The sequence below is a fragment of the Mycolicibacterium brumae genome, from assembly GCF_025215495.1.
GTDB lineage: Bacteria > Actinomycetota > Actinomycetes > Mycobacteriales > Mycobacteriaceae > Mycobacterium > Mycobacterium brumae.
This window is the reverse complement of the sequence record NZ_CP104302.1, coordinates 528,004-547,663: the sequence shown is the minus strand read 5'-3', so window position 1 is coordinate 547,663 and position 19,660 is coordinate 528,004. Positions and strand designations below refer to the sequence as shown.

The 19,660-nt window shown below is 66.6% G+C and carries 16 protein-coding genes and 3 pseudogenes; 4 read left to right on the top strand and 15 right to left on the bottom strand.

The features are described from left to right. Window positions 1-37 precede the first annotated feature (37 nt). Entirely contained in the window at window positions 38-3,010 is a 2,973-nt protein-coding gene (locus L2Z93_RS02820) for an alpha-mannosidase (RefSeq protein ID WP_090589033.1), read from the top strand. Between the two features lie 174 nt (window positions 3,011-3,184). On the opposite strand, the gene L2Z93_RS02815 is transcribed toward L2Z93_RS02820, so the two are convergent. The 5 genes and pseudogenes from L2Z93_RS02815 to L2Z93_RS02795 form a co-directional block, all read right to left on the bottom strand. Then, window positions 3,185-4,453, bottom strand: coding sequence for an acyl-CoA dehydrogenase family protein (locus tag L2Z93_RS02815; RefSeq protein ID WP_090589032.1), 1,269 nt, complete (start codon window positions 4,451-4,453; stop codon window positions 3,185-3,187). A 17-nt stretch (window positions 4,454-4,470) separates the two neighbouring features. Continuing rightward, window positions 4,471-5,097: pseudogene (locus L2Z93_RS02810) on the bottom strand (SDR family NAD(P)-dependent oxidoreductase). A 69-nt stretch (window positions 5,098-5,166) separates the two neighbouring features. After that, entirely contained in the window at window positions 5,167-6,036 is an 870-nt protein-coding gene (locus L2Z93_RS02805) for a MaoC/PaaZ C-terminal domain-containing protein (RefSeq protein ID WP_090589031.1), read from the bottom strand. A gap of 1 nt (window position 6,037) precedes the next feature. After that, entirely contained in the window at window positions 6,038-6,478 is a 441-nt protein-coding gene (locus L2Z93_RS02800) for a type II toxin-antitoxin system Rv0910 family toxin (RefSeq protein ID WP_090589030.1), read from the bottom strand. Next, window positions 6,421-6,984 (bottom strand): SulP family inorganic anion transporter, encoded by a 564-nt coding sequence (locus L2Z93_RS02795; protein ID WP_090589029.1) that lies wholly within the window; start codon window positions 6,982-6,984, stop codon window positions 6,421-6,423. Before L2Z93_RS02795 ends, L2Z93_RS02800 begins: the two co-directional genes overlap by 58 nt. Window positions 6,985-7,185: 201 nt before the next feature. Here L2Z93_RS02795 and L2Z93_RS02790 point away from each other — a divergent pair. Both L2Z93_RS02790 and L2Z93_RS02785 read left to right on the top strand, forming a co-directional pair. Then, window positions 7,186-7,674 (top strand): annotated as a pseudogene (locus tag L2Z93_RS02790) (sulfatase-like hydrolase/transferase); the annotation flags it as partial. A gap of 68 nt (window positions 7,675-7,742) precedes the next feature. Continuing rightward, window positions 7,743-8,914 (top strand): IS3 family transposase gene (locus L2Z93_RS02785; protein ID WP_409347462.1). Its coding sequence is split into 2 segments (ribosomal slippage): window positions 7,743-7,995 and window positions 7,995-8,914, totalling 1,173 coding nucleotides; the frame shifts between segments, so codons are not numbered across the junction. 20 nt (window positions 8,915-8,934) lie between these two features. Here the strand turns inward: L2Z93_RS02785 and L2Z93_RS02780 are convergent. The 9 genes and pseudogenes from L2Z93_RS02780 to L2Z93_RS02745 all read right to left on the bottom strand — a co-directional run. Further along, window positions 8,935-9,423 (bottom strand): annotated as a pseudogene (locus L2Z93_RS02780) (ExeA family protein); the annotation flags it as partial. Window positions 9,424-9,461: 38 nt separating this feature from the next. Continuing rightward, window positions 9,462-10,925, bottom strand: coding sequence for a DDE-type integrase/transposase/recombinase (locus L2Z93_RS02775; protein ID WP_090589027.1), 1,464 nt, complete (start codon window positions 10,923-10,925; stop codon window positions 9,462-9,464). Between the two features lie 88 nt (window positions 10,926-11,013). Then, entirely contained in the window at window positions 11,014-11,400 is a 387-nt protein-coding gene (locus L2Z93_RS02770; RefSeq protein WP_234786140.1) for a hypothetical protein, read from the bottom strand. Window positions 11,401-12,118: 718 nt separating this feature from the next. Then, a complete protein-coding gene (locus tag L2Z93_RS02765; RefSeq protein ID WP_090589025.1) occupies window positions 12,119-12,640 on the bottom strand; it encodes a hypothetical protein in 522 nt (173 codons plus the stop codon). A 7-nt stretch (window positions 12,641-12,647) separates the two neighbouring features. Beyond that, window positions 12,648-12,935 (bottom strand): DUF4326 domain-containing protein, encoded by a 288-nt coding sequence (locus L2Z93_RS19405; RefSeq protein WP_368859697.1) that lies wholly within the window; start codon window positions 12,933-12,935, stop codon window positions 12,648-12,650. A gap of 1,025 nt (window positions 12,936-13,960) precedes the next feature. Further along, a complete protein-coding gene (locus L2Z93_RS02760; RefSeq protein ID WP_090589023.1) occupies window positions 13,961-14,800 on the bottom strand; it encodes a short-chain dehydrogenase/reductase in 840 nt (279 codons plus the stop codon). After that, window positions 14,797-16,314, bottom strand: a complete 1,518-nt coding sequence (locus L2Z93_RS02755) for a flavin-containing monooxygenase (protein WP_090589022.1) — start codon at window positions 16,312-16,314, stop codon at window positions 14,797-14,799. The genes L2Z93_RS02760 and L2Z93_RS02755 overlap by 4 nt, the downstream gene beginning before the upstream one ends. 31 nt (window positions 16,315-16,345) lie before the next feature. Then, window positions 16,346-17,422, bottom strand: coding sequence for a PDR/VanB family oxidoreductase (locus tag L2Z93_RS02750; protein WP_090589021.1), 1,077 nt, complete (start codon window positions 17,420-17,422; stop codon window positions 16,346-16,348). Further along, on the bottom strand, window positions 17,419-18,312 hold the full coding sequence (locus L2Z93_RS02745) for a metal-dependent hydrolase (RefSeq protein ID WP_090589070.1): 894 nt from the start codon (window positions 18,310-18,312) through the stop codon (window positions 17,419-17,421). Before L2Z93_RS02745 ends, L2Z93_RS02750 begins: the two co-directional genes overlap by 4 nt. A 102-nt stretch (window positions 18,313-18,414) precedes the next feature. Between L2Z93_RS02745 and L2Z93_RS02740 the strand changes: the two genes are divergently transcribed. Next, the gene (locus L2Z93_RS02740) at window positions 18,415-19,044 is read left to right on the top strand and encodes a TetR/AcrR family transcriptional regulator (RefSeq protein ID WP_090589020.1); all 630 of its coding nucleotides are present in this window, start codon (window positions 18,415-18,417) and stop codon (window positions 19,042-19,044) included. Here L2Z93_RS02740 and L2Z93_RS02735 read toward each other — a convergent pair. Next, window positions 19,033-19,659, bottom strand: coding sequence for a TetR/AcrR family transcriptional regulator (locus tag L2Z93_RS02735; protein ID WP_090589019.1), 627 nt, complete (start codon window positions 19,657-19,659; stop codon window positions 19,033-19,035). The two genes, L2Z93_RS02740 and L2Z93_RS02735, sit on opposite strands and share 12 nt — an antisense overlap. Between the last annotated feature and the right edge of the window lies 1 nt (window position 19,660).

Here is a 19,660-nt window from a genome sequence, read left to right as displayed (position 1 = left end):
GCACCCTACCGAGCGGCGCGGCCGTAAGGTCGGCGCCATGCACGACGATCGGCGGTTGACCGAGGAGCGCCTCGACCGGTTTGTGAATCACTTTCTGGCCGGCGCGGTCTACGGCGCCACCGCGCCGGTCGAGGTGCGCGCCTGGGCGGCGCCGGGCGAACCCGTGCCGTTCGCCGAGGCGGTGGCACAAGAGTTCGCCCCGATCGCCGAGGGCGATCCGTGGGGCGCCCCGTGGTCGACGCTGTGGCTGCACGTGACGGGCGCCGCGCCGGCCCAGTGGTCCGACCAGGCCGGAAAAGCGACGGAACTGCGGGTGGAGCTGGGCTTCACCGGCGGTCCGGGATTCAACGCCGAAGGGCTCGTCTACCGGCCGGACGGCACTCCGGTGAAGGGCATCTCGCCGTTCAACGCCTATGTGCCGGTGGCTCCCGGTGAGCCGGTCGACTTCTACGTCGAGGCGGCGGCAAACCCCGATCTGGGTGGGGACTTCGTCTCCCCCACGCCGCTGGGCGATCCCGGCACCGCCGGCACGGACCCGCTGTACCGGCTGGGCCACATCGAGTTGGCGCAACGCGAGGTGGACGTGTGGGAGCTGCAACAGGACATCTGGACGCTCAGCGGGTTGATGCGTGAACTGCCGTTCGACCTGCCGCGGCGGCACGACATCCTGCGGGCGCTGGAGCGGATGCTGGACATCGTCGACCCCGACGACATCGCCGGCACCGCTGCGGCCGGGCGCGCCGCGCTCGCCGACTGCCTGTCCCGCCCAGCGTATGCCAGCGCGCATCGGATCACCGCGGTGGGCCACGCGCATATCGATTCGGCATGGCTGTGGCCGGTCCGTGAGACGGCCCGCAAATGCGCCCGCACCTTCGCCAATGTCATCGACCTGATGGACCGCGACCCGGAGTTCGTCTTCGCGTGTTCCTCGGCGCAACAGTTCGCCTGGGTCAAGGAGAATCACCCGGATCTGTTCGCCCGCATCGCCGAGAAGGTAGCCGACGGCCGGTTCGTTCCGGTGGGCGGCATGTGGGTGGAGGCCGACACCAACATGCCCGGCGGGGAGGCGATGGCCCGGCAGTTCGTGGCAGGCAAACAGTTCTTCCTCAACGAGTTCGGCGTCGACACCACCGAGGTGTGGCTGCCCGACTCCTTCGGCTATTCCGCCGCGATGCCGCAGATCGTCACCGCCGCGGGCGCCGAATACTTCCTCACCCAGAAGCTGTCCTGGAACCAGACCAACCGGATGCCGCACTCGACGTTCGTCTGGGAAGGCATCGACGGCACCGGGGTGTTCACCCACTTCCCGCCGGTGGACACCTACAACTCGAGCCTGTCCGGCGCGGAGCTGGCTCGGGCGCAACGCAATTACCGGGAGTCCGGGGCGGCCAACAGCTCGCTGGTCCCGTTCGGCTGGGGCGACGGCGGCGGTGGGCCGACCCGCGAGATGCTGGCCGCGGCCGCTCGCACCGCGTCGCTGGAAGGATCCCCGACGGTGCGGGTGGACGCGCCGTCGGAGTTCTTCGCCCGCGCCCGCGCCGAGTACCCGAGCCCGCCACGCTGGTCCGGGGAGCTGTACCTGGAATACCACCGCGGGACCTACACCTCGCAGGCGAACACCAAGCAGGGTAACCGCCGCAGTGAAGCGCTGCTGCGGGAGGCGGAACTGTGGTCCGCCACCGCCGCGGTGCGCGCCGGATTCGACTATCCGGCAGCCGAATTGGAGCAGATCTGGCGGCTGGTTCTGCTGCAGCAGTTCCACGACATCCTGCCGGGCAGTTCCATCGCCTGGGTGCACCGCGACGCCGAGCGCAATTACGCCGCTATCGCCCGGCGGCTGGAGGGGATCATCGACGACGCCACCCGGGCGTTGGCAGGCCCAGGATCCCAAGCCCTGGTGTTCAATGCCGCGCCGCACCCGCGTGACGGTGTGCCCGGCATGGGCGCGGTGACCGGCCAGCCCGCCGCGCCGGTCGCGCCGACACCCGACTCCGATGGGTTCCTGCTGAACAACGGCGTGATCGCGGCGCGGATCGACGCCGAGGGTCTACTGGTGTCCCTGGAGGACGCGGCGTCGGGCCGCGAGGCGATGGCCGCACCCGGCAATCTGCTGCAGCTACACCGCGACATCCCGAACCATTGGGAAGCCTGGGACATCGACGAGTTCTACCGCCGCAACGTCACCGAGCTGCGGGAAGCGGAGTCGGTCGGCGTCGTCGACGACGCCGTCGAGATCCGGCGTTGCTTTGGCGGTTCCACCGTGGTGCAGCGCATTTCGCTGCGTGCCGGCTCACCGGCGCTGGACATCGAGTTGGACATCGACTGGCACGAGACCCAGAAACTGCTGAAACTGGCGTTCCCGTTCGATGTGCGGGCCGACCGCAGCGCCTCGGAGATCCAATTCGGCCACGTGTTCCGGCCCACCCACGCCAACACCAGCTGGGACGCGGCGAAGTTCGAGATCTGCGCGCACCGCTGGGTGCACGTGGGCGAACCCGACTACGGGGTCGCGGTCGCCAACGACTCCACCTACGGCCACGACATCACCGCCCGGCCCGACGGATCCGGAACCCTGGTGCGGATGTCGCTGCTGCGCGCGCCGCGCTACCCCGACCCGCACGCCGACCAGGGCCGACACCTTCTGCGGTTCTCGGTCCGCCCGGGCGCCGGCATCGGCGACGCCGTCGAAGAGGGTTACCGACGCAACCTTCCGCCTCGCGTCGTCGGCGGGTCTGTCGCAGCTGTGGAACCGCTAGTCCGCGTGGATGATCCGGCCGTCGTCGTCGAGGCGGTCAAGCTGGCCCAGGACGGCAGCGGGGACGTGGTGGTGCGACTGTACGAGTCCCGCGGTGGCCGCGCGGAGGCGACGATCACCGCGAACTTCGACCATCGCGGCGTCGTGCTGACCGATCTCTTGGAACGCCCGATCGAGGATGTTCGCGAGGCCGGCGATGTGCGGCTGACGCTGCGGCCGTTCAAGATCGTGACCCTGCGCTTCCAGCGCGCCTGATCCAGTGCGCGTGACCCGGCGCGCGAACGCAACCGACCGCCTCTACGTCGTCGCGCAAAGTGGCGGCATCGCCGGCTGTGGCGGCCGAATTGCCGGCCCGGTACGCTGAGGGAAGCCCAGTCTCGTTCCTTTCCCCCCGTATCGGTGCGAGCCTGGGTCTCACTTTCTCAAGATTCAGCCCGCGAGCAGCCCCTTGGCCACGTGTGTCACCTGGATCTCGTTGCTTCCGGCGTAGATCATCAGCGACTTGGCGTCACGGGCGAGTTGCTCCACGCGGTACTCGTCCATATAGCCGTTCCCGCCGAACAGCTGCACCGCTTCCATCGCCACGTCGGTGGCGGCCTTGGTGGAATAAAGCTTCATCGCTGAGGCCTCCGCCAGCGATGGTGTCTTGCCCGCCGCCATCGCCTCCAACGCGTTGAACACCATGTTCTGCACGTTGAGCCGTGCGATCTCCATCTCGGCCAGCTTCAGCTGAATCAGCTGGAACGTGGCGATCTCCTGGCCCCACAATGTGCGGGACTTCGCATATTCCACGCACAGTCGATGGCACTCGTTGATGATCCCCAAGGACAGGATGGCGCATCCGATCCGCTCGGTGGTGAAGCTCGACCGGGCGCTCTCCCGGCCATCCCCACCTTTGTGCTGCTCGGTCTCACCGAGCAGCCGGTCGGGCGAAAGCCGGATGTTGTCGAAGAACAGCTCACCGGTGGGCGAGGAATGCATGCCCATCTTTTTGAACGACCTGCCCTGGGTCAGGCCCTCCATGCCCTTGTCCAGGACGAAGGTCAGCACCTTGCGGTCCCGCTTGTCCACCTGGTCGCCCGCGTCGAGCTTGGCGTAGACGACGATCAGGTCCGCGTACGGCCCGTTGGTGATGAACGTCTTCTGGCCGTTGAGGATGTAGTCCTCACCGTCGCGGCGGACGTAGGTCTTCGTGCCGCCGAACGCGTCCGAACCGGAGTCCGGCTCGGTGATCGCCCAGGCGGCGATCTTGTCGAGCGTGACGATGTCCTTGAGCCAACGCCGCTTCTGTGCCAGGGTGCCGCGCGAGGCGATGGTCGCCGCGCCGAGGCCGAGGCTGACGCCCACCGCCGCGACGCTGCCGAGGCTGACCCCGGCCAATTCGCTGACCAGAACCGCGGCTAGGGAGCCCTGCGCCCCGAACGGACCGCCGCCGGACTTGCCATCGCGCTTCTTCTTCTCGGGCTCGGGCTCGCCGGCGGCGATGCGGTCGGCCTTCGCTTGCTGCTTGGCCAGCATCTTCTCGACCTGCTCACCGAGCATCACGTCAATTCCGAACTCACTGAAGAGTTTGCGCATGATGCCGTACGGCGGCAGATCGCCGTGCTCCAGATCGTCGATGTTGGGACGAATCTCCCGGTCGATGAAGGTGCGAACGGACTCGCGGATCATCTCATCGGTCTCGGACCATTCGAACATGGCCAGTCTCCTCCGTGTCAGGGCAGCCGGGCGGCGATGTCGTCGATCGCCCAGTCTTCTTCGGTCTCAATGGTTTTGACGTCGTGCCAGCCGGCCAGTTCGCCGGGCTGAAGGCGTCGAAGCTGCCCTCGGCCTCAGCGTCGGCAGCCTCGGCGGCCATCAATGCGCCCATGCCGGGCGTGGCCAACGTCAGCCGGGTGCGGGCGATCGGGGCGATCGCGTTGGCCCGCACCCCGTAGCGCTGCAACTCATCGGCGGCGACCAGGGTGAGGGCCGCGATTGCGGCCTTCGCGGCGCCGTAGTTGGACTGCCCCGCGTTGGGAACGGTCACCCCTGACGCCGACGCCGTGTTGACGATGGCGCCTTTGGGCCGGCGGCCCGCCTTCGACTCGGTTTTCCAGTCCCTCGGCCCCCGCCCAGGTCGCGATGTTCTCGGTGTTCACCACCGCGCGCCCACCGGCGGAGACGATGTCGTCGACGGTCTCCTGCGCGGGGGTGATGTCCGTGCCGTCACCGCTGTTGCTGCCACCCAGGTCGTTGACCACCACGGCGGCGCCTTCACGGGCGAACAGCAGCGTGTGCTCACGGCCGATGCCGCGACCCGCGCCGGTGATGACGGCAACGCGTCCTTCCAAGGCGCCCATGCCTTACTCCTTCGATTTGAGAACTATTGCACCGCTGACACTTTCGAGTGCCAGCGGTGTGAAACCAGATCAGTCGGCGATCTCGGCGATCCCGTTGCTCAGCACCACATCCTCACCACGGATGGTCTCGAACGCGTAGGTGGTGACGCCGTCGGCGGTTCCCGCCATCCAGATCCGGGTCTCCAGGTCGTCTCCCGGGAAGACGAACTTCGAGAACCGAACCGCCAGGCGCTTGACCCGCGCCACGTCGGAATCCGCGACCTCGGCGAGGATGCCCCAGCCCGCCATCGCCATGGTGCACAACCCGTGCGCGATGATGCCCGGCAGCCCGGCCGATTTGGCGAAGTCGTCGTCGAGGTGCAGCGGCACCGGATCGCCGGACGCCGGGGCGTAGCGGAAGGTCTGGTCGTCGTCGACGTGGGCCTTGGCCGTGGCCGTGGCCGTCGGCGTCGCACCCTTGACCTCGGCGTGCGGCGCGATCACCGGAATCGCGTAGCCGACCTTCTCTCCGGCGTCCACGCCGCGGAAGAAGCCGGACAGGTACTGCTCGTTGACGAGATCACCGGAGACCTCGTCGTGGCAGGTCAGGTGAATGTGGACCAGCGCGCCGGTGGACTTGGTCTCCCAGCCGATCACCCGGCCGCGGGAGACCAGCTTGTCACCCGGACTGATCGGACGGTGGAAGTGAAAGTCCTTCTCCCCGTGGGTTATTCGACCGAAGATCTCCATCGGCACCACGTCGACGGCGGGCGCCATCAGCGCGTCGAACACCGGCACGATCGCGAACACCGGAGAACCGACGTCACCGGCCAGATGCGCAGGAATCGGGTCGTTGGTGGCCGCGGCGTACTCGGCGAGGCGCTCGCGGGTCACCTCGAAGCGTTCCTCGTCCGACCACAGGCCCAGGCCCTCCCGGTCGAATTCGTGCCTGTCTCCCATCTCAGGCCCCGGCGGCCAGCTCGGCGAGCTTGTTCAGCGACGCCTGGATCTGCTTGGCGCCGTCCCTCTCGACGGCCTTGCCGAGTGCGCCCTTGATCAGCGCGCCCTCGAAGTCACCGGCCACGGCGACGTCGGCGCCCTCGCCATTGGGCGTCAGGACGAAGGAGAAGGCCACCTTCACCCCGGCCATTCCGGCGCCGGAGAGCACGAGCCTGTCGTCGGCGATCTCCTCGACAACCCAGTCGATCTTGTTCGCCATGCCGAGCATGAAGATCTTCGCGACGAGTTTGGCGCCGCGGGTCAGCGTCGTCGGCGGCTCCTCCATCCAGCGCTCGTGGATGGTGAACCAGTCACCCCAGGTGGCCGGATCGCTGATCACCGCGATCAGCTTCTCCGAAGGCGCGGCGAGCGTTTCGGTCTGCTCGATGTGTCCAGCACCCATTGGTGGAGCTGGCCGAGCGCTTCGACGAACCGCCCAATCGTGTTGTGGCTGTGCGGCCGGTAGCCGGTCGCATCGCCGATCGCCCCGGCGAGAATCTGCACGGCGATGCCAGCAGTGAACCCCGTCATCACCGCGTTGGAGACAAAGTCCATAATCGCGCCGAACTTCAGCGCGCCGAACACCAGCATCACCGCACCGACGACGATCGCCAACGCCGCAACGTTCGCCGGATCGGTGTGATCCAGGCCGGCATCGGTGAGAACGCTGCGTGACGACAGCGCTAGGGCGCTGGTCACTGTGGTGACCATCAGCACCGTTCGGCTCAGTGCCGAGCCCACAATGGTGCTGACCATGCCGGAATACAGGCCAGCGACTGGGTTGAAGCCGCCAACGTTGGCGTAAGCCATCCCCCCGGGCACAGAGAACAGGCCGTTGGCCAGGCCTGCCACCACGTCACCGACCTGGGGGCGCCCCAGCCCGGCCACGGCCCGCACGGGGTTGATCATGACGCGACGGCACTGACCGACGTGCTGGGCGCACTCCCCGTCTGCGAGCGCGACAAAGGCATCAGGGAGGGATCTCGCCGACGCAGGGCGCAGTGGTTGATCACGGCCGTGATTATCGGAAGCTTCCGGCCCGACCGCAATCACCCCTTTTGGGTGAATGCGTGCCGGCGCATCTCGAACCTGAGCTGCTACAGCCGCGGGATGATGGGCTACACCACCCCCAACATCGATCGGATCGCCACCGAGGGAATGCTTTTCACCGACTCCTACGGCGAACAGAGCTGCACGGCGGGACGTGCTTCGTTCATCACCGGCCAAAGTGTTTACCGCACCGGGATGAGCAAGGTCGGTATGCCTGGCGTCGACGTCGGACTGCACGCCGAAGACCCGACCATCGCGGAGTTGCTCAAACCGCTCGGCTACGCCACGGGGCAATTCGGCAAAAACCACCTCGGCGATCTCAACAAGTACCTGCCCACCGCCCACGGCTTCGACGAGTTCTACGGCAACCTGTACCACCTCAACGCCGAAGAGGAACCCGAACACGAGGACTACCCCACCGAGTCGGAGGCGCCACTGCTACGCAAAGCGCTACTGCCGCGGGGCGTCATCCACTCGTGGGCCGTCGCCGAGGACTCCGGCGAAATCGACCCCCGCTACGGCCCGGTGGGCAAGCAGCGCATTGAGGACTGAGGTGCCGGGAGTTTCTCGGACAGTGGACCCAAAGTAGGATTGGGGTTTACTGAAATGGAGTTGTTGTGGCTCAGAAGAATACACGGTACACGCCTGAGTTTCGGGAGGCGGCGGTCAAAGAGGTGATCGACTCTTCCCGGCCGATCGCGGATGTGGCGCGTCAGTTGGGGATCGTGGAGCAGACGTTGGGGAACTGGGTGAAGAAATATCGCGCGACCCACCCCGCGGTGGAGCAGGAATTGTCGATTCCGGAGCGAGCGCGGCTGAAGGAGTTGGAACGCGAAGTTCGAGAACTCCGGATGGAGAATGAATTTCTGGGAAAATCGGTGGCCTTCTTCGCGAAGAAGTTCCGGTGAGCGCCAAATACGCGTTCATCGCTGGCGAAGAAGGCAACTATCCGATCAGCTCGATGTGCCAGTGGGCGCGAGTGTCACGCTCGGGCTACTACGACTGGCGCGACCGCGAACCGTCAGACCGGGCCCTGCGCCGGGAGGCACTGGCCGCTGAAGTCCAGTTCGCGTTCACCCACTCCGATGGCACCTACGGCTACCGCCGTGTCCATGCCCAGTTGGCCCGCTGGGGCACCGTCGTCGACCCCGAGACGGTCCGCTCGATCATGGTCGAACTGGGCCTGGTGGCCTGCCAACCACGCCCGTTCCGCCCGGTCACCACGATCGCCGGCGATGCCGGCGACCTACCCGACCGGGTGGCTCGGGATTTCACCGCCACCGCGCCCGGGCTCAAACTCGTCGGCGACATCACCTACATCCGGACCTGGGAAGGATGGCTGTACCTGGCCACCGTGCTCGACTGCTTCTCGAAGAAGGTCCTCGGCTACGCGATGGCCGACCATATGCGCACCGAGCTGGTCGCCGACGCGCTGCGCATGGCGGCCCGCAATACCGAATTCACCCCTGGAGTGACGGTGTTTCATTCCGACCGCGGGGCGCAGTATCTTTCCGCAGAATTCGCCAACGTGGCCAAGGAACTGGGAGTGCTCCGATCTGTCGGGCGGACGGGTATTTGTTACGACAATGCATGGGCCGAGTCGTTCAACGGCACACTGAAAAATGAACGGGTCTACCGTACCCAATACCCGACGCGAGAACACGCGCGGAAGGACATCACGGGGTACATCGAACTTCGATACAATCAAATCCGCCTCCACTCCGCGATTGGATATCGAACACCCAATGAGCTAGAATCGGAATGGTTCGCTCGCGAGAGCGCGGCGTAAGGAAACCAAGAAATTCACTGTCCGAATTTTGTCGGGCCCCTCAGGGTGGGTTGCCCGACGAGCACGACGGCGAACGGGGATCCGGAGTCCATGTCGTGGTTAGTCAAGAGGCGGATCGCTTCGAGTTGATGGTTGTCGAGCAGGTGGGCCTCGTCGACGACGAGCACGGGGTTGCGGCCGCGTTCGGCGTGCTCGGCGGCCAGAGCGTCGGCGGCCTGGGGAGCCAGGCGGGCGGTGTGAAACGCCGGGGTGTGCCCGAGGGTGGCCACGATGTGGGTGAGCATGCCGCGCACCCCGATGGTGGGGTTGGCCAGGTAGATGATGACGTGCCGCGCCGGATCCAGGGAGGTGGCTGCCGCGCGGATCGCGACGGTTTTACCGGCGCCGACTTCGCCGGTGATGACCCCGATGGCGCATTGGTCCACACACCAGCCGATCCGGGCGATGGCTTCGCTGTGGCCGGTGTGGCGGTGCAGCATCGAGGGGGCCAGGTCACGTCCGAACGGCATCCGGGTGAAACCCCAATGTGATTGCAGCCGTTGAATACTCACGCTGACACCCCGTCCTTGAAGTCGCCACTGACCGAGCCGAGGTCGGTGATGGAGAGCTGCTGGGCGACCTGCTCGTCGTCGGGGTCGGTTCCGTAGAGGGCGTGGTAACCGATGCGTTCATCCTCGCGGAGCTGGTCGTGGTGGGCCGCGGCGGTCAACGCCAGGTAATCGATCCCCGTCGGTGCCGGTGGAGTCTCGGCGGTCTCGGGTCGGGCTTTCGGATGGGCATGGCGGGTGATGGTGTGCGGCACCGCAGCACCGAAACTGCGAGCGCCATGGCGGACCTCGATGGTTTCCAGGTCGAATGGGGAGAACACCAGCTCGACGCGACGCCCGGCCAGGGCGGGATCGACCCGGTAGGTGTTGGCGTGCAGGGAAACGGTGGCGGTCTTGGTCACCACCCGAAACTCCGACCACAGGAACGCTTCGGTCAGATCCGCCGCCGTCGGCAACGCCGGTAGTCCGCCGAGCCGGTCCCAGCCGGTTTCCCACCGGTGCAGTGGGGATTGCCCGGTCTCGGTATGGGGCCGGCGGTGGTATTCGGTCTCGACCCACGCCATGAACAGCCGGTTGAGTTCCAATAACGCGCCGGTGTGGTCGACCCCGGCCGCAGCGAGGTCCTCGACGCTGGTGTCGGTGACCTCGACGAGGAATTGCTCCCGCACAGTCCGGAGAAATCGTTCGATCTTGCCCCGTCCTTGCGGCCGGCCGGGTGCCGAATGCACCAGCCGGATCCCGAGTGTGGCGCATGCCCGCAGCAGCCAGGCGTCGACGAACGCCGATCCGTTGTCGACGTAGACCGAGGCGGGCACGCCGCGGGCTGCCAGGGCGGGTTTGAGGGCGGCGGCCAGGCGCACGGTGTCTTCGGCGAACCCGAACCGGTGCCCGACCACCAGCCGGGAATGGTCATCGAGGAAGGCGAACAGGTAGGTTTTGCGGTCCCCCACCCGGGGGCCGTGCAGAGCGTCACCGACCCACAGCTCGTTGGGGTCAGCGGCCTCGAACCGGCCGAACACCTCGCCGGTGCCACCGGCGGCCGGGCCCATCAGCTCGCAGCGGTGGAAATGGCGCAACAACGTCGATTCCGAGGGTGCCCACCCGGTCGCGGTGCGCAGGATCCGGGCCACCTGCGCGGCGGTGCGCGAGGGGTTCTCCCGCTTCAGCGAGGCAGCCAGCTCGAGCACCCCGACATCGGTGCGGGTGGCCAACCTGCGCGGTTCGGGCACCAGCGCCTCGAACCCGCCGGCCCGATAACGGCGGATCCAGCGGTCCAGGGTCGCCCGTGCGATCTGCACCCGGGTGCCGAACGGGTCGACATGGGTGCGCTCGGCGATCTCACGGACCAGCCGGCCGCGCTGCTTGGTCGACAACCCCGCCTCCAGGGCAGGGCAGATCAGCTGATACCGGAACAAGCCGATCGCCTGGGCCCGTTCGCGACGCTTGTGTTCTTCCAACGACACCGTCTCTCCTCACACAGTCGATGGCCCCGTCCGAAACCGTTTGTCGGGCAGGTGCCTTCGCGAGGATCACCGATTCCCACGTGGCGCATCAGGGGCAATTGGTGTTGCGAACGCGCGGCGACCGCGTCGTCGGCCACTGCGGTGCCAGTAGTCGGCCACCGGTGACCGCGACCAGCACCTGTGCCGGCGTCACCGCGCCTACCAACCCCGCCGGCCCGAACCGCTGCCCGATCGCCGCCACTGCGGCCTCGACCGCGGCCACCACGTCACCCCAGCCGCAGCCTTGCCCCTCGGGGATCCTCACGTCGATCCCGACGAGCACCGCCATCTGAATGAACCGCGCCCGGATCGCCTCCCGCCGGCCGCCGGCCCGGCGCAGCCACCCACGCACCGTGGTCGGCGGAACCCGCAACTGCTCAGCGATCCGCCGATGCCCCCACCCGCGGCCGCGCAGCCACAATGACTCCCAAACCACCTGCGCCGCATAACCCCTGCGCAACAACACTGTGACCGGTAGCAACACATGCGTCACCAGACAGGACCGGCACCGCGCCCGCCGCGGCCGAACCACACCAGCCAGACCGACGACACGGCGAGTGCGGGCGAATCCCCAGCCGCCCAGCACACCCTGTGAACACGCCGGGCACCTGAGCTGGCCCGCCGCCAACCGGGACTCGACGCAGACCAGATCAGCCTCTACCGTCACCATCGGTGCCTCCGTGCACTACAGCGCGGCACCCTGCGAGCCCGCCAAGACTTCGGCGGGGTGCCGCGCACCCATCAGTTCCTCATCACACTGATGGTGCACACCACCAAGCTCAAGCCGGCGGGCCACGCCAACGATCACATCGGCAAACTCAATGACGAATGGCTACCCCGTGGTCGCCATCCAGAGAGACGGTCTACAACGCGCACGGGCCGATCATCGGACTCAAAGGGCTGCTGTACACGGGTCAACTGAGCCCAGCGGACCGGGAACCGGTCGCTCTCCGGATTGATGGCTACAGCATCGACTCACGGATGGAATCACGTCTGGCCACCCAAGCCCGGTGACAACGCAGCCATGGAGAGCTTCTTTTCCCTGCTGCAGAAGAACGTCCTGAACCGCCGCCGACGCCAGGCCGGCCTTGGCCGATTGACCCCGATTGAATTTGCCGCCAGCCCTGGTCACTGATTTCCATTCCTGCGCAATGTCACGGTGTCGGCTCTTTCAGACCGAAGCAGAGGTCGTCGTCGATCTCTTCGCCCACGTTGGTCGGCGCCGGGACATCTGGGTCTGTGGGCTCGGTGACGATCGGGATCACCGCACCGGGTTCGGTTGTTAATGCGGGGGCTGGCGGAGTTGTCGGCAATCCGTCGATCTGCGGGTGCCGCTGGTCCCAGGTTCGCGTGAACTCAGCCTCGAATTCCAGTCGATCGACGGCGGTGAGAGCACGCTGGCGCGCGGCGGCCATCTCCTCACCGCTGTTGTAACAGTGCAGACCGGGCCGGAGCAGCTGCTCCAGATTGTCATCAGCGGTCTCCGGGCCTGGCTTCGGAACGTAGGTGTCGAGCGCCATGAGAACCAGAACAACTCCGAGCGCAATCGCCACGCACCAACCGACTGATTGTTTGACCGCCTTCAGGCGCACCCGCACGAGCCGCGCTTCGAGGTCGTCCACGCGGCGGCTCAACGTCTCGATCTCCACAGGCAACTCATCGTGGTTGTTGTTCACGCAACGCTCACCTGCCCCGAGTTCGGTTGGCCGTCTCAATCAGGACGTCCCCGTGGCACTCCAGATCGGGCCCACACCAGCGCGCCACGTCCTTGCCGTTCAACACTTCTCGAATTTCCTCAACGGAGGGATACCCGGGGACATACAGTTCTTGGGCCATAAGCTCACGGAAAAGCGCGACCGCCTGGGCGCGATCTCGCACGCGCACCCGGCGGGTCACGCCGTCGCGGACGAACTCAGTCTCGGAGCCTGAACGAAACGGGTTTGCGAACCGGGACGGCTTTGATACGACCACCGCATTGGGGTTAGCCGCCCGCCAGGGCCCCGACGAGTGATTTGTATCCTCTTTGGCGCCGAGGTGTTCATAGGTCCTCCACTGCAGTGTCGTTTCGATGGCCACCCGCGGACATAGGGAACAGCTGAACAACTTCGAATCGATAACATGACTTTCGTTACGTTGCGGCAAAACCGTAACACCAGTCACATTGATTTCTCAGCTAGATTTCGAACGTTGAATGGCAAAAAGGTATGTTTGTGTGAGCATTACCAGGCTATTTGCGATACTCGGTGCCGCACCACAACGCCGCGTTCGAACATGGCCGCAGTTTCGGTCGATCCTCGCGCAGGCAGAAACCGATGGCCTCCGACCTCCACGGCGGCCTCTGGGTTCGGATGAATCAGCGGTGCCGCGATGCCGTTGGGATTGCCACCAACACCGGTGCGCAAACTTCGGCGAGCCCTACGCCGGCATCCGAGAACCCGGTGCTGTCGTGCTCGACGAAACGGTTGTCACCTCACCGGCAGCAATGCGTGCCAGCCTGAGGCGATCGATGTCGCCCTTTTCGGTCACCGGCAATGACTTCATCACCGTTAACTGGTCAGGAATCTCGTAGCCCGGCAGCCGGTCTCGGCAGTAGTCAGTGCGTGCCGTGAGCCTGCTTACTAGGTCTCACATGCAGTCCGGTGGGCACCATTTCTCGACACCGTCGTCCCACCACTGGCCCTGGTATTGCGGTGTGTCTTCAACCGGTCCCGGAGATGTGTCGCGGGAGCACAGTCCAATCACCCAAGCCTCGTAGGAGCAGTCCGCGCTAACCGACGGAGCCACAGCAAGACCGAAGCTGACGCCTATGGCAGCCAGTGCCACAACCACAAGTCTCCGCATTCGTTTCCGCTCCTTTGCCAGGACCTTTTCAGTTGCGGGGTTTTATCACTATGGAACAGATCTCCGGATCGACGAGAGTCCGCTGGGGCATCGTGGGCCACCCGGAACCGAATCGATTGGGCCGGTGAAAGATCGTGGCGGAGACTCGCATCGGGCTACTTCTCCAGCGCGCGGATGATGCCGGCCAGCTCCGCATCGGCAACCAGGAACCGATCGAGCACCGTGTTGATGACGCCACGGAACCAGGCGTAGGGAACCCAGGTGCGCGGAACGATGCGCGACGCCGTCCGGCTGCGTACCGCCGCCACAATGGTCGACGCCGCGTAGTCGGCGTGCACCCTGCGGTTCAGCGGCCACGGGAGCAACTTGCCGATCTGCCGGCCCATCGGATCCTCATCGAGGGTAGCGCGGGTCAGGGACGTCTCTACGATGCCGAAGTAGGAGATACCGACGGAGACCCCGTGCGGCGCCAATTCGATCCGCAACGCCCGGGCGAGCTGCTCCACCCCGGCCTTGCTCACCATGTAGGCGGCGCCACACATGCCCGGTGCGAACGCGGCGCACGATCCGATCAGCTGAATGTGCCCGCCCCGCGCGATGATCGGTTCGACTGTCGCGCGAACGGTGTTCAGCGCACCGATCAGGTTGATGTCGATGACCCGGCGGAAATCGTCGAGGTCGACGATGCGCAGGGTGGCGGTCGGCGGCGTGACCCCGGCGTTGGCGACGACGACGTCCAGCCCGCCGAACGCTTCGAGTGCCTGCACAGTGGCGCCGCGCAGGGCGTCGACGTCGCGGACATCGGCCACGACGGCAATTGCGTTGCCGCCCAGCGAAGCCACGGCCCGGTCGAGCCGGTCACCGTCCACGTCGACGAGCACCACCTTGGCTCCGGCGGCGGCGAAACGCCGCGCAGTGTCCAGGCCGATGCCCTGAGCCGCACCGGTGATCAGCACGACCGCCCCGGGCAGGGACAACGGCGGTGTACGGGTCATCGACCCATCACCAGTTCGGCGCCGTCGGACACCGGCGGCGCCGCGGCATACCGGACCTCGAACTCGCCGAGGTCAGCGTGGCGCATGCGGCGCTGGAAGGTGAACACGAAACCGGGCCAGAAGGTGAAGTTCCGGCCGCTCGGGCTCAGGTAGTAGCTGCTGCAGCCGCCCGAATTCCAGACCGATCCTGCCAACCTGTGATCCACGGTCCGCACGAACTCGCGCATTGCCTCGGCGGTGACCTCGATGGAACGGATTCCGCGCCTGCGCATCTGCGCGATCGCGTCGAGGATGAAGTCCAGCTGCGCCTCGATGGTCACGATCTGCGAGGTGTAGACCACCGAGTTGGGACCCAGGATCATGAACAGGTTCGGGAAGCCCGGCACGACGGTACCCAGATGTGCGCTCATTTCCCCGCCCGCCCACACGTCGGCGAGGCTGCGGCCGTCACGACCGCGGATCCGGCCGAAACCCTCGTTCTGCGTCAACTTGAACCCGGTTCCGAACACGATGGCGTCGAGGCGGCGATGGGCGCCGTCGGCGGTTTCGATGCCGTCCGCCGTGACCCGGCGGATGCCGGCCGTCTCGACCGTCGTGTTCGGGGCGGTCAGCGCGGGAAAGTAGCGGTTGGAGAACGTCGGCCGTTTGCAGCCGAAGGCATACGTCGGGGTCAGCTTCTCGCGCAGCACCCGATCATGGACCTGACGCTTGAGATGCCAACGCCCAACGGCCGCCATCGGATTCAGCAGCTTCGGCCAGTACACCAGCCCCGGCACCATGGCCTCCTGGACCAGGCTCACCAGTGCGCGCGCCGCCCGCTGCAGGCTCGGCACGGCGGCGAAGGAGCGCCGCAGTCCCGGCCCGATCGGGCGGTCGGGATGCGGCAGGATCCACGTCGGAGTCCGTTGGAAGACGGTCAGTTCGGATGCCACCGGCTGGATCTGCGGGATGAACTGCACGGCCGAGGCGCCGGTGCCGATGACCCCGACGGCCTTGCCGCGAAGATCGACGTCATGGCGCCACTGTGCGGAATGGAACACGGGACCGTCGAATTCATCCAGACCGGGCACGTCCGGGATGGACGGCTCACTGAACGGCCCGGTGGCCAGGATCAGCACCGAGGAGGTGAACTCTCGCCGGTTGGCCTGGATACGCCACACCTGGGCCAGGTCGTCCCAGTCGGCGCCGGTCACCTCGTGCCCCAGCAGGAGGTGCCGCCCGATCCCGTTGTCGGACACGCATCGCTGCATATAGGACTTGAGTTCCTGCTGCAGCGGGTACAGGCGCGACCAATCGGGATTCGGGGCGAAGGAGAAGGAGTAGAGGACCGACGGGATGTCGCACTGCGCACCCGGGTAGGTGTTGGCCTGCCAGGTTCCTCCCACTTCGGGTGCACGCTCGAACACCAGGAAATCGTCGTCGTTCGCGGATTTCAGCCGGATCGCTGCACCGATCCCGCCGAAGCCCGCTCCGATGATGGCGGTGTTGACATGAGTGGTCGTCGTTTGCGTCATGACACGTCCAATCTGAGGTTGCACAGACGATCTAGAGGTCGATGACGATCGAGCCGGCGGCGGCCCGCGAGACACAGATCATCATCGAGTCGGTTTCCTGGGCCGGAGTGAGGACGCGGTCGCGGTGCTCGACCGCCCCGCTGAGCACCGGGACCCGGCACGCCCCGCAGATGCCCTGCTGGCAGGAGTACCGCACGTCCGGTTTGACCCGACGGATCGCCTGCAGTGCCGTCTCGTCGCTGCCGACCTCGATGGTCTGGCCCGAGCGAGCCAGCACGATGGAGAATTCCCGGCCGTCGACGACCCGGGCCGCGGTGAACCGCTCACTGTGGAACTCCACCGAATCCCGGCCCCCCGAGGCGGCGGTCCGGGCCCCGTCGATCATGTCGGGTGGGCCGCAGACGTAGAAGGCGGCGCCGGCCGAGGAATTCCCGAGCATCACCGCCAGATCCGGGGTGCCGCATTCGGCGTCGGGGCGGATGTCCACCTGCCTGGACCCGAGTGCGGTCAGCTCGTCGATGAACGGCATGGAGTCGCGGGTCCGGCCGGTGTAGATCAATGCCCAGCACCGGGTTCGGGCGGCCACCTCGCGCACCATGGGCAGGATCGGGGTGATCCCGATGCCGCCGGCGACGAACACGTAGTTGTCGGCGGGGGCGAGGTTGAAGGCGTTTCGCGGTCCACGCACGTGCAGGCTGTCGCCGACCCGGAGGCGATGCATTTCGGCCGATCCGGCACCGTCGGGGACGCGTCGCACCGCGATCCGGTAGTGCCGCAGATCATGGCGGTCACCGGTCAGCGAGTAATGCCGTTGGCGCCCTTCGGGGGTGAAGACGTCGATGTGGGCGCCCGGTGTCCACGCCGGCAGCGGGGTGAAGTCGGGTCGGCACAGGGTGAGGGCGACGACGTCGGTCGCGACGGTCTGCACGTCCACCACGTCGAGGCGGGTGTCGAAACCTCCGCGGCGGACCGGATCGACCGGCGAGAGCCGTTCGGCGAATCGGCTTTCGGTGAACACGCAGGAGTAGCCGCGGGCCAGCCTGCCGAGGGTCCGCAGTACCGGTGTGGTCTCCGCCGCGGCGGTCAGGGGTGCGTTCGGATGGCTCATCCCTGCGCAGCCTGCGCCGCCGGGGACAGTGCCAGATACCGCACGGCCTTGCTGATGTCCCCCATCGACGACGGGTGGAAGCCGGGCCGCAGGTAGTAGTACATCTGGGTGAACAGGAACGACACCCCGGGGACGAATCCGCCCTGGGCGGCGCGGATGTAGGCCCACGGCCACGGCCTGCGACGGCGGACCGTGGTGTCGTTGCGGTAGAGGAAAGCCGCACTGGAGAACCAGAGCACCGCCAGTCCCAGACAGGCGATGAGCGCGGTGCGGGCACGCCGGGCATAGCCGCCGTCGACATACTGATAGGCGTCGAAGGCGACGTTGCGGTGTTCGAGTTCCTCGGCTCCGTGCCAGCGCAGCAGGTCGAGCATGGTGGGGTTGACTCCGACCCGATCCAAAGCGGCGTTGTCCAGCAGCCATTCGCCGACCACCGCGGTGAAATGTTCTGCTGCCGCGTAGATTCCGAGCCGTTCGGCCAGCCAGGCCTTGCCGGCGCGGCCGGTCAGTCCGTGATCGCCGAAGATCGTGTTGACCGCGTACCCGACGGCGCGGAGCACCGGAGCGACCTCGACGTCGTGGGCGCGCAGGTAGTGCCGGAAGCTTTCGTGGGACGAGGCGTGGGTGGCCTCCTGCCCGATGAATCCGATGACTTCCTCGGTGAGCCGCTCGTCGTCGATGTAGGGCAGGGCCTGTGCGTACACGTCCGCCATGGCCCGCTCCCCCTCCGGGAGCACCAGGTGCATGACGTTCCAGAAGTGGGTGGCATAGGGCTGGCCGGGAATGTATTCCAGGGGTACGCCGGTCCAGTCGAAACGCACGTGACGTGCGTTGATGGCCAGGGCCTCATCGTTGTACTCGCGGATCTTTCGACCGGTGTGACCGCTCACGCTCACGCGCGTTCCTTTCACTCGACCCCGTTGTAACGAAACGTTGAAACAGATTACATCTCATTGTTTCATCTGCCAAGGTTCTCCACTAGACTCGTTTCCGTGCACCCGGACCTCTTCGCCGATGGAAGTACGCGTGGCGCGAGCGTGGACGAGGTGCTCGACGCCGCGCTCGACGTGTTCGCGAAAGTCGGTATCCGGCGGGCCACCGTGGACGAGATCGCGAACCAGGCGGGCCTGGGGCGGGTCACCGTCTACCGCCGGGTCGGCGGCAAGAGCGAGATCGTCAACGCGGTGTTGATGCGGGAATCGCAGAAGCTGTTCACCGCCGTGCGCGATGCCGCCGCACGCGCCGACGATTTCGCCGACCGGGTGGTGCGCGCATTTGCCACCACCATCGACACCGTACGCAGCAACGCCGTGTGGAACCGGTTACTGGAAATCGAACCCGACACGGTGCTGCGTCAGCTCACCATCGAGGCCTCCCCGCTGTTGGCCGGCGCGGTGGCCGCCACCGCGGAGGTGCTGCGCGGCTCCGACATGGCCGAGCTCTCCGACCGCGACCTGCTGGCCCGAGCAGAGATTCTGGTGCGGATCACCCATTCCATCCTGCTGACACCGGACGTGTTGTCCCCGTTGCACAGTTATGACGAGATCGAAGGCTTCGCCCGTCAACACCTGCTGCCGATTGCCGCGACGGCCGGTGTCGACGGCGAGCCGCTAGGCGCCTGACCGCGACGTCTCCAGCACCACGACCAGGGTTTCGCACAGCAGCGTCCGCACCTGGTTCTGGGTGAGCGAACCCCGGTCGACCCACTCACGGACCGCCGCCTTCACCATGCCGCCGTAGGCGCGGACCGCCGCCAGCGCATTCGCCCGCTCGGTCACCGATCCGGTGAAACCGACCGCGTCGAGGACCCGTTCGGCGGCCTTGTGGTCGGCCTCATCAAGAATGGCCCGCACCTCGGGATCGCCTCCGGCGCCCTCGACACCGACCGCCAGCCAGGTTCTCCCGTGCGCAGCCAGGACCGTCATCAGCCAGTCCACCGTCGCCTCGACCCGCCGGCGCAGCGTCCCCGTCGGCAGGTGCACCTCATCGGGTTCCGGGACGAACATGACCGCCCGCACGACGTCGAGGTAAAGCTCTCGTTTGGTGCCGAAGTAGTGGTTGACCAGGCCTCGGGCCACTCCCGCGTCGGCGGCCACCGCCGCCATCTGCACCGCGGAATACGGTTGCTCACCGAACGCGCGGATTCCCGCGGTCAGGATGGCGGTGCGCCGCTCATCCGGGCCGAGCCGTCGCCACCGCGGTTCGGCGGCCGGCTGCGTTGATACCGATGAACTCACA

Bases quoted from the DNA above. Each gene is read 5' to 3' on its own strand.
- L2Z93_RS02750 (WP_090589021.1), bottom strand. From the start codon at position 17,422: ATGAGCCATCCGAACGCACCCCTGACCGCCGCGGCGGAGACCACACCG.
- L2Z93_RS02800 (WP_090589030.1), bottom strand. From the start codon at position 6,478: ATGGGTGCTGGACACATCGAGCAGACCGAAACGCTCGCCGCGCCTTCG.
- L2Z93_RS02755 (WP_090589022.1), bottom strand. From the start codon at position 16,314: ATGACGCAAACGACGACCACTCATGTCAACACCGCCATCATCGGAGCG.
- L2Z93_RS02795 (WP_090589029.1), bottom strand. From the start codon at position 6,984: ATGATCAACCCCGTGCGGGCCGTGGCCGGGCTGGGGCGCCCCCAGGTC.
- L2Z93_RS02815 (WP_090589032.1), bottom strand. From the start codon at position 4,453: ATGTTCGAATGGTCCGAGACCGATGAGATGATCCGCGAGTCCGTTCGC.
- L2Z93_RS02820 (WP_090589033.1), top strand. From the start codon at position 38: ATGCACGACGATCGGCGGTTGACCGAGGAGCGCCTCGACCGGTTTGTG.
- L2Z93_RS02760 (WP_090589023.1), bottom strand. From the start codon at position 14,800: ATGACCCGTACACCGCCGTTGTCCCTGCCCGGGGCGGTCGTGCTGATC.
- L2Z93_RS02805 (WP_090589031.1), bottom strand. From the start codon at position 6,036: ATGGGAGACAGGCACGAATTCGACCGGGAGGGCCTGGGCCTGTGGTCG.